Source organism: Vibrio sp. 99K-1, assembly GCF_013114585.1.
In the GTDB taxonomy this organism is placed as follows: Bacteria; Pseudomonadota; Gammaproteobacteria; order Enterobacterales; family Vibrionaceae; genus Vibrio; species Vibrio chagasii_B.
In genome coordinates this window covers 50,178-58,999 of record NZ_VTXF01000019.1, presented here as the reverse complement: position 1 = coordinate 58,999, position 8,822 = coordinate 50,178, and the positions used below count along the sequence as shown (strand labels likewise).

At 43.7% G+C, this 8,822-nt stretch carries 9 protein-coding genes; 7 read left to right on the top strand and 2 right to left on the bottom strand.

The features are described from left to right. Nucleotides 1-6: 6 nt before the first annotated feature. On the top strand, nt 7-3,522 hold the full coding sequence (locus tag F0228_RS16240; protein ID WP_171762468.1) for a hypothetical protein: 3,516 nt from the start codon (nt 7-9) through the stop codon (nt 3,520-3,522). A gap of 60 nt (nt 3,523-3,582) precedes the next feature. Next, complete coding sequence (locus tag F0228_RS16235; RefSeq protein ID WP_061031709.1) at nt 3,583-4,551, top strand: OmpA family protein; 969 nt, start codon at nt 3,583-3,585, stop codon at nt 4,549-4,551. Between the two features lie 83 nt (nt 4,552-4,634). Here the strand turns inward: F0228_RS16235 and F0228_RS16230 are convergent, their stop codons facing one another. Both F0228_RS16230 and F0228_RS16225 read right to left on the bottom strand, forming a co-directional pair. Continuing rightward, entirely contained in the window at nt 4,635-5,054 is a 420-nt protein-coding gene (locus F0228_RS16230) for a BLUF domain-containing protein (RefSeq protein WP_061031708.1), read from the bottom strand. A gap of 221 nt (nt 5,055-5,275) precedes the next feature. Further along, nucleotides 5,276-5,467 (bottom strand): hypothetical protein, encoded by a 192-nt coding sequence (locus F0228_RS16225; protein ID WP_061031707.1) that lies wholly within the window; start codon nt 5,465-5,467, stop codon nt 5,276-5,278. A 515-nt stretch (nt 5,468-5,982) separates the two neighbouring features. Here F0228_RS16225 and F0228_RS16220 point away from each other — a divergent pair. The 5 genes from F0228_RS16220 (at nt 5,983) to F0228_RS16200 (ending at nt 8,806) form a co-directional block, all read left to right on the top strand. Beyond that, nucleotides 5,983-6,411, top strand: a complete 429-nt coding sequence (locus F0228_RS16220; protein WP_105059302.1) for a hypothetical protein — start codon at nt 5,983-5,985, stop codon at nt 6,409-6,411. 106 nt (nt 6,412-6,517) lie between these two features. Further along, nucleotides 6,518-7,303 (top strand): hypothetical protein, encoded by a 786-nt coding sequence (locus F0228_RS16215; RefSeq protein ID WP_105059303.1) that lies wholly within the window; start codon nt 6,518-6,520, stop codon nt 7,301-7,303. Nucleotides 7,304-7,367: 64 nt separating this feature from the next. Then, nucleotides 7,368-7,889: a GNAT family protein gene (locus F0228_RS16210; protein ID WP_061031706.1), complete on the top strand. Its 522-nt coding sequence runs from the start codon at nt 7,368-7,370 to the stop codon at nt 7,887-7,889. A gap of 113 nt (nt 7,890-8,002) precedes the next feature. Beyond that, a complete protein-coding gene (locus tag F0228_RS16205) occupies nt 8,003-8,254 on the top strand; it encodes a TIGR03643 family protein (RefSeq protein ID WP_008222468.1) in 252 nt (83 codons plus the stop codon). 63 nt (nt 8,255-8,317) lie between these two features. Continuing rightward, a complete protein-coding gene (locus F0228_RS16200; protein ID WP_171762467.1) occupies nt 8,318-8,806 on the top strand; it encodes a hypothetical protein in 489 nt (162 codons plus the stop codon). Nucleotides 8,807-8,822 lie beyond the last annotated feature (16 nt).

Genomic DNA, 8,822 nt, shown 5'->3' with positions numbered 1-8,822 from the left:
AATTGTATGAAAGTATTTAGTAAGTCTCGTTTAGCGACGTGTGTGTTGACTGCCATTCCAGTGATGGCGGTAGCGAAAGACACAGGTAAGCTTGAAAAAATTGGTTCTGAGACGACAGGCATTGAAATTACTAAGCCGAACCAAGACCAAGACAGTTCACGTATTTACTTAGAACAAGGCGCGATTTGGGCAAGCCGCGACATCACTCGCTTTGACCCGGTGCTCGATGTCAGTGTCAGCGATGAGTTGGAAGTCGAGCAGGGCACACTGCGTGACAGCGTAGGTTTCACCATCACGACTAACTATGGTTATTACATCAAGAAGTATCAGTTAGAAGTGTACCGTGTCGGCGATTTTGGTTTATCTGAGCCTATCGCGGTACTTGGTGGTGATAAATTGGCAAACGACTCTGACATCAATTGGGATGGTCAAACCGATGTCGACTACCAATTTAATGTCGGTGAGCAGCTGATGTTCCGTCTAAAAGCGTGGGACAAAGATGGCAACATGGATGTGACCACCGTTGGTGTTACTGATCTAGTGAAACCTGACTCTGAAGTTGATATCGACCGAAACGATAATGGCGATGAAGAGAGCAAAGGTAAAAGCTATGGAAAAGCAAAGCTGATGCGTCACAACATTCCAACCAATGCGGGTTTAGCGAAGTTCATCGGCACTGGCTTGAAAGGCGTTGATAAAGTCATCATAGGTGAAGACGAATTTGATGTCGAAGACGGCAACTTATACGCAGAGCAGTACTTACCAACAGACTCCTACATTTTTCCAACCAAGGTTGTGTTTGATAACGGTGATGAGCGCCGCTACAAGCTTTACGTTCGTATCCCAGATACCTACTACGCACAAACGGGTTTGGCTGATCTTTATGTTGGTAAGAACAATGTGTCTGGCAACAGCGATGCATTGAGTGTCGATGACCAGTATCAAGATGATATCTATAACCAAGGTCGTTTAGCGTATTTTGGTCAGGGTAAATTTGGTGACAAGCTTCGCGTGACCACTCACTTCGATACTCGAGAAAGTGAGATAAAAGATATGCTCAAACATCCGTTCGCCTCCGACGATTCGGATGTATTCGATATCCTTGAAGACGACGATGAGCTTTATTACGGCAACTATGGCGATAGCTCAAACATCGAAAAAGTGGTTAATACCAAGGGTAAGGTTTACCTCAATGTTGAGTACGACAAATCGCAATACTTGTGGGGTAACTACAATACAGGATTAACTGGCACTGAGAATAACGATTACAACCGTAGCCTTTATGGTTTCAAAGCCGATTACCGTACTCGCGATACCACGCAATATGGTGAAGACCGCTTGAACGTGGTCGGCTTTACGGCAGAAGCTGACTCCTTGTATGCACACGATGAGTTCTTAGGTACAGGCGGCTCTCTGTATTTCCTTCGCCACGGTGAAGCGGTACCGGGGAGCGATAAGGTTTACGTAAAAGTAAAAGATGAGTCTGGCCTAGTACAAAATGAAATCCCGCTTGAGCCGGGTGTCGACTATGACTTCGACCCGTATCAAGGCCGCATCATCCTGACTAAACCTCTTGATAATATCTTATCCGGTAGTTTTGGCAGTGTGATCGAAAATGGTGATGACTATGAAAACTATCTGGTTGTTGATTATGAATACGTCCCACAAGGATCTGATTCACTTGATGCCATGTCGTATGGTGGACGAGCAAAAGGTTGGGTTAACGATCATATTGGTGTAGGTGTCACTTACGCAACGCAAGAAAAAGATAACCAAGATTATGAGTCTTACGGCACCGATTTAACGTTGCGTGCGACAGAGGGGACTTACATTAAGGCTGAGTTCGCGCGCAGTGAAGGTACGCAAACTGAATCGAACTTCGTCTCTACAGACGGTGGTTTAACCTTCACACCTATCGGCGATACCTTAGAAGATCGTGAGGGCGACAGCGTTCAAATTACTGCTGTGACGAGCCTTTATGACCTTGCACCAACTATCTTTGGTGCAGTGGGTAATGACTTAAGGCTTTGGTATCGAGACAAAGACGCAGGGTACAGCTACGCGAGCAGCAGCGATGACCTAGAGCAGGAAGCCTATGGCGCCGAACTTCGTTTGCAAGCGACCGATCGTTTAGCGGTACTTTCCCGTTTTTCAACCAACGAAGAGCGTGATGTTGACGGTAATCTTGAAACAGATACCGAAACGATTGAGATCGAAACCCAAGTCAAAATCACTCAGCACATCAAGGTTTCAGCGGCAGGGCAACAAACTGAAGAGCTTAACCAAAACGACGAGCACAGCGATGCTACGTTAGCGGGTGTTCGTTTGGAATACATGTGGGACAGCGAGAATAGCGTTTACGTTAAAGGGCAAAAGACCGTGGATCAGTCGGATGACTATGACGAAAACGACAGCGCGTCGATTGGTGCTGAATTTCAAGTGTTGGAAGACTTGTCACTTGGCGGCGAATACACCGATGGCGACCGAGGCCAAGTAGCAGAAGCGACGGTGACTTACGATGTATCCGATGACCATTCAACCTACGTAACTTATGTAGATGATAACTACGAAGGTCAAAACAACGTGATTGTTGGCCAGCGTGCAGACCTCACCAGCAGTGTCGACTTTTATCAAGAGAATCAGTTCGTCGATGAAAATGATGGTCATGGGCGTATCGACTCGTACGGCTTTGGTTACGATGTGACGGAAGATGTTGAAATGGGCATCGGTTATCAACTGGGTGAAATCGAAGACGACCAGAACATCACAACAGAGCGTGAGTCCATCAGTTTCAATGCCTCGATCGATCTAGATGACATCACCTTAAATCACAAGTTTGAATACCGAGTGGATAAGAGTGAAGACGACCCAGAGATAGCACAGCGTGAGCTGCAACAAATCGTGACGACTAACCGTTACACGCACCACTTAACGGAAGAGTACACGCTGTTTGGTAAGTACAACTACTCAATCACAGAGAGTGAAACCACAGGTGAAACCATGGCTCAATTCACCGAAGCGACAGGTGGTCTAGCTTATCGTCCGATCTATAACGATCGATTGAACCTACTGAGCCGTTACACCTACATTGCGGACTTCGACCAACTGGATCGCGATGTGGATTATCAAGACGAAACTAGCCAAATCATCGAAGTTGAAGCGATCTATTCGATCGACCAGCACTGGGACGTCGGCACTAAATATGCGCATAAAGACAAAGAGCAAGCCTTCGAGCGAGCATCTGGTGCGAATGAGATCGTTAAAAGCGACATCGATTTATACGGACTGAGCGCTTCTTACCGTGTGATGAAAGAGTGGGATGTAACGGGTGAATATCATTGGAAAACAGACACACTCAACGACGAGCTAGAACACGGTGCGTTAGTCTCGGTGAACAAGCACATCGGCGAGAACTTCAAAATGGGGATTGGTTATAACTTCTCTGCGTTTGATAGCGATCTAACCAATGATGATGACTACGACGCATCCGGTGTGTTCATTAACTTAGTCGGTAAGATTTAAGCCTGCCCGAGAGGGTTAAAAGCAGAGAGTTGAGAATTCAAAGTGACAGCTAAGAGTAATATGAAAACAATTATTTTCCTAATAAGCGCAGTGATGAGTACTTCGCTGCTTTCCGGCTGTGCAACCGACACGTATGTGAGTCAAGAGAACCGAGACAAGTTTGCGGGTATCGACGTGTCTAAGTTTTTAATCAGCGAGTGTTTGGCGCCAGAGCGTGAGGTGCATATCGCTATCGCAGAGCATTTTGCGTTTGATAAATACCAATTGCGTGACCTCGACAAGATCAATTTAGATACGTTTGTTAAAGAGATCAGAGGCCTCAAAGGGCGAATTACAATTGTCGGCCACACTGATTACAAAGGCTCTCTGGAATATAACGAGCGTCTTTCACAGCGACGCGCTAAGTCAGTGGCTGATTATCTGCAAGCCCATTTAGATCCTAAGCAGTATGATTGGGAAGTGAAACATCTTGGGGAAACTCAACCTTTGTTGTTGGGCAAAACCGATAAAGATCGAGCAGAGAACCGCCGTGCATTTATCGTGTTTGAAGAAGCGCAGAAGTATGAAGAGATGCCTTTCTGTGAGCCACCAAAACCTGAGCGTAAAGTGTACATGGCGATAACACCACACTTTGACTTTGATAAGTCGGTGCTCAAGCCTGAAGACTTAACGCAGTTGGATGATTTCACGGTTCAATTGAGTGGTTTGCAAGGCAGTATCATGGTTGCTGGACACACTGACCAAGCCGGTTCGGTTTCTTACAACGAGAAGTTAGCGGAGCGCCGTGCAGAAACTGTAGTTAAATACCTCAAAACCAAACTCGACCCTAAACAGTTTATCTGGGAAGTGAAGTCGTTTGGTAAATTGCAACCAGCCATAAACGAACGTTCAGAGAAAGCCGATGCGTTGAACCGCCGAGCGTTTATCGTGTTTAAAGAATCGGATATTACGGCTGAACAGCAAACACTTACGGGTAGTGAGCAAGAGTTTCTTCGTAGTGAAAGCGAAAAGAAGCTTGGTAATGATTAAAAGCTAGCTTTTCAAATGACGATAAAAAGCCCCATGCGTTGGGGCTTTTTGATGCGTGTAACTTGGATAAAAGGGGCGCTAATTTATTCAGATGGCAAATTCTGCTTCAACTCTAAAAGCATTTGGTAAGCACTTTCTCCAGACATCTCATATGGATTGAATTGGTTGGATGTCGAAAACTGTAAATTCACCAATTCGGTCAAGCTTGATTGAGGAATATCTCCCATAGACCAATCTCCAAATTGCCTACAGTCGATTTCTTTGAAATACAGGATCATCACCTTTTTATGACGCTTGTCATTCAAGATGTGGTTATAAGTGTGATTTACGGCGCTTCTCGATCCTTCGATGCATTGGAGGAAATATTTGTCGTTGTGACTAAGAAGACCTGTTAAATGGCTTTGTTTATTGCGGTCGTGCGAGATCTGGAGAATGTCATCTAAAGCCTCAGCGTCACAACTTTCACAAAGTGTACTGACATAAATTAACCGGGTTAGGAACATAGCTATCACTTGGATTATTTGTTCGAAGGTACTAACAAATATAAGCCAAGCTCGTAGGATTGCTAATTATTGATTGCTTTGTCATTTACTTTGTTTTTTGGGAAGGGGTCAACAAGCAGGCGAGAGGCGAGTTCAGGTTTGTGCTTTATTGTGGGTAAGACTTGGTTACCATCTTCAATAGTCGAACATCTTTGCCTGCTTGTTATCGTAATTTATTATATTTAGTCATTCAAAACCGAAATGGATTCAACATTAGAAGATGCGTCGAATCTAACATTGACCAAAACGGTTTCGCGTTCAAAGGTCACATCATCAAAATCTGTCGCGGCGATCTTAAACCCATTTTTTGCAAATAAGCTTGTTACGACCGTACGTTGTTTCTGTTCCATAGCGTGCGTTAGTAGTTCGTCCATCGTCATCTCCATTAGGCAACAGTGTGTGTAAAGTAACCATACAGCTCTGCCATTATGAGATCAATTGCTTAATTGATAGCTTGCACTGATATGAGTAGATGAATGATTGAGCCATTCAAATTGTTGATACCTGGCTGCTTCTATTCTGATGAATTCTATGTCAGTGAGCACTTTATGTGATGTGGCTTCAGCAAACTCTAAGCAGACTACTCTCTTGTTCAAAATGAATTGAAATAACTGGTTACAAAGTACAGATGAAGCGCGTTGGTTAATGGAAGCATTCATTATGAGTAGCGGAAAGAATCAATTGATGAATACCTTCCGCACGGTGCAAACAGCAACTAGAGTTCAAATTTATTGATTCATATTTTGAATGTTTTGTTGGTGTTGTTATAAATGTTATTAATTTCATATCCTTGCTTTTTATATTCTCTTGATTTATAAAATAGGCATTCATCGATAACTTCATGATTATATTAGTTTTTACTAACCTTTAAATAACATGGAGAAAGGCGATGACTAAGAACCAAACACGCAATAGGTTAGCGAATTTATTGAGGCTGCGTAGAGCATACAAGGCATCTGACTTTCTAGTGAGTTCTGATGAACTTCGAGTGAAGAAGGATGTTTACAGCTTACGTAAAATCAAACAGCTAGAAATCCGACAGCTGGGCATCAAAGAAAACGCAATCAATGTCATTTCATTGGCCTTGATGCTATCTGCAGCAACTTGGGCGTTCGTACCTCAGTTTGGGTTACCTATGCTCGCTCTGACCTTTATTTTGGCTTTTGTTTCGTGGCGAAAATACGAGCTTCGTGCAGAGTTTAAAGGGTCAGACGAAACTGGTGATCACTGGGTATCTGTAGCTCGAGGCTGTACTCGTGAAGAGTTTAAGATCTTAAAGAGTGTCGAAGTGAATTTGCGAGAACAAGTTGTAAGCTAACTGCGACCTCGCAGTTAGCATGGTTCACCCCTAAACAAGGCTCGTCATCATTGGCGAGCTTTTTACTTTTGGAAAGGCAAGACTTATTAAAAACGATATTAAGCAAATGCGAGTAGCCTTGGGTGTCATCTTTCTTGGCTTCAGTCTTTACACTAATGCTGACACTATTGAGTTCCCTGCTTGTGTTGAAGGTGAAGTGTTGAACACCGAGGTTCACCTTTACATTGACGAGTCTATGTTGTTGGAATACTCGAAGGCGTTTATCGCTAGTAAAGTCGCCACATGGGAAAGTTACTCCAACCTAGTTTTGAAAAACTCATGTATTCCTATGAGGAGAAAGGTAACCCAAATTACTTATACATCTGCTATCGATAGCCTTTGGTTTCAAAATGTGAGTGCGGCAGAGAGGCTACTCAAATTATCGATGGAAGATCCAATTGAAGAAATCACAGAGGACGGTCGTCCAGTTTTTACAGGTGTTGTGTTTTCAAATTATCATTCTGCTTTCGAGTCTCGATATTGTGGTGTCGCATCTAAGGTCTCTCGTTTTTTCTCTTTGGCTATAAATTGCGCGGATTCGACAATGGAACATGAAATTGGTCATATGAGCGGCGCCAACCATGACTATAAAACGGTGCTAAAAGATTACGCGACTATCGAACATTTTATCGCTGACAGGTACCCCAAAGCGCCCGCACATTCATTCGGTGCTACATGTGCAGAGAGAGGCACTGTGATGTCTTATGAGCGTGATATTATTCCTGCCTACTCTAGTCCTGAAATTAGAGTTAACGGACAGCAATGTGGAGATAACGCGCATCACAATAATGCGAGAGTGCTTAGAGAGTTCGCAAATACTCATTTAAAGCTAATAGACTCCAACAAAAATTAGTCGAGCTAATACCGAGAATCGTTAAACAGTACGATGGCGTTTGAAAACAGGACAAGGAAAGCGAATGGACATAACGATAAGACCAGCAATGCCTAGCGAATTAGCTGCCATTTATGCTTTGGTTATCTCAAACGATGAGTGGACTAAGTTTAATGGCCCTTATTTTTCGTATTCTCATCCTTCATTAGAAAGCTTTGAAGCGCATTCGTTTAAACGGCTGCTCGAGGGCGATGACCTACAGCTAGTGGTTGTCGACGGTGTACCTGTTGGAACCGTGAGTTGCTACTGGGAATGCGAAGAGACACGTTGGCTCGAAGCTGGCGTGGTCATTTATAACTCTGATTATTGGGGGAAGGGGATCGCAGCATTAGCACTTCCGCTCTGGATTACTTACCTCTTCGAAAACAAACAGATTGAGCGTGTGGGGCTAACTACTTGGTCAGGTAACCCGCGCATGATGTCTCTCGCTTTGAAGCTAGGTTTCCAGCAAGAGGCGAGGCTGAGAAAGGTGCGATATTACCAAGGCGAGTATTATGACTCGTTGAAATATGGAGTGCTCCGTAGCGAGTGGCTGGAGAGAGGATAACGACAAATATCTGTTTTTTGTTTGATGATTCCTTATCGATTCAGTGGTAACACCCTGATCTAAAAAGTGAGAGTGAGCGTACTTCTACTCAAATTTTAAAGGATGAGTAGACAATGAAATTATCTAAAGAGAGTGAATCAAGAATTATTGAAATGGCGTGGGAAGACCGAACGCCATTTGAGGCAATAGAACACCAATTTGGTTTAAATGAATCACAGGTGATTCGTTTTATGCGTAGCCATATGAAGCCAGGTAGCTTCAAGTTGTGGCGTGCTCGCGTCGCAGGTCGTGCGACAAAACATGTAAAACTTCGTAGCTCTGAAGTGTCGAGAGGTTATTGTCCAACACAATATAAGCGGCAGTAGGTTTTCTACCAACCATTTACCTCTTTCTATCAGTGGCTATCGATCTAAATAGGGAGATTGAGATTGAATAGTTTGATTGGATTAGCGATAGGCTTTTTGTTTGTGATGCCTATCGCCACCTTATTGCATGAATTGGGTCATGCAATCCCTCAGCTTATTGCGGGTCACAAAGTCGAGGTGGCCCTCGGGAATAGCGAAAAGGCCAAGGTTGTTCAAATTGGCAATCTCACACTGTCAATTTCAAGCTTTTCAATGAATGTTGGCTTTGCCTCAATAACTAAACTGGGCAGTAAATCCTTACAAGCATGGTCTCTACTTATGGGGCCGCTTACCTCATTACTCCTGTGTCTATCGTTGTATTTTATTAATAGCAATCAACTCCCTTACATCGCTTCTTACGTCATTAATTTTGGTGTCTATTTTTCATTGGCTCAGTTTGTGATGACAGCATTGCCTATCTATTACCCTAGTGCGTTTGGTGCCTATGAAGGGATGCCTAGTGATGGTAGGCAACTACTGGAACTTTATGGCTTAGCAAAGTGTCGAGAGTAGTGGTCGTTAATAGATT

Bases quoted from the DNA above. Each gene is read 5' to 3' on its own strand.
- F0228_RS16240 (WP_171762468.1), top strand. From the start codon at position 7: ATGAAAGTATTTAGTAAGTCTCGTTTAGCGACGTGTGTGTTGACTGCC.
- F0228_RS16235 (WP_061031709.1), top strand. From the start codon at position 3,583: ATGAAAACAATTATTTTCCTAATAAGCGCAGTGATGAGTACTTCGCTG.
- F0228_RS16230 (WP_061031708.1), bottom strand. From the start codon at position 5,054: ATGTTCCTAACCCGGTTAATTTATGTCAGTACACTTTGTGAAAGTTGT.
- F0228_RS16225 (WP_061031707.1), bottom strand. From the start codon at position 5,467: ATGGACGAACTACTAACGCACGCTATGGAACAGAAACAACGTACGGTC.
- F0228_RS16220 (WP_105059302.1), top strand. From the start codon at position 5,983: ATGACTAAGAACCAAACACGCAATAGGTTAGCGAATTTATTGAGGCTG.
- F0228_RS16215 (WP_105059303.1), top strand. From the start codon at position 6,518: ATGCGAGTAGCCTTGGGTGTCATCTTTCTTGGCTTCAGTCTTTACACT.
- F0228_RS16210 (WP_061031706.1), top strand. From the start codon at position 7,368: ATGGACATAACGATAAGACCAGCAATGCCTAGCGAATTAGCTGCCATT.
- F0228_RS16205 (WP_008222468.1), top strand. From the start codon at position 8,003: ATGAAATTATCTAAAGAGAGTGAATCAAGAATTATTGAAATGGCGTGG.